This is a genomic window from Pseudomonas sp. Pseusp97 (assembly GCF_047304025.1).
In the GTDB taxonomy this organism is placed as follows: Bacteria; Pseudomonadota; Gammaproteobacteria; order Pseudomonadales; family Pseudomonadaceae; genus Pseudomonas.
In genome coordinates, this window is sequence record NZ_JBGLYK010000541.1 from 1 (window position 1) to 270 (window position 270).

Here is a 270-nt window from a genome sequence, read left to right on the forward strand (position 1 = left end):
GTCACGGGCTGGTCGACAAGTCGAAGGCTCAGGCTCAGTTCATTCAGGTCGGCGATTTCCTCAGGCGTCCCTTCGATGCCGAAGGGCTGGCTCGACCAGTCGTTGACGTCGTGGACTTCGACGAGGCCAATGTCTAGCGTCAAATAACTGCGACTGCCAGGAAACTCCGGGAACACAGAGGTGAACGGTTCGCGCGTCAGTTGCCGCTCAGAGGCGATGCCGATTTCGGCAACTGCACCACGCAGACGCGCTTTGACGGGACTTCCAGGC

The 270-nt window shown here is 60.0% G+C and carries 1 protein-coding gene; it reads right to left on the reverse strand.

Going from position 1 to position 270, the window contains the following annotated elements; translation table 11 throughout:
- The coding region (locus ACCC94_RS30260; protein ID WP_413353241.1) for a hypothetical protein at window positions 1–270 on the reverse strand (270 nt) is incomplete at both ends.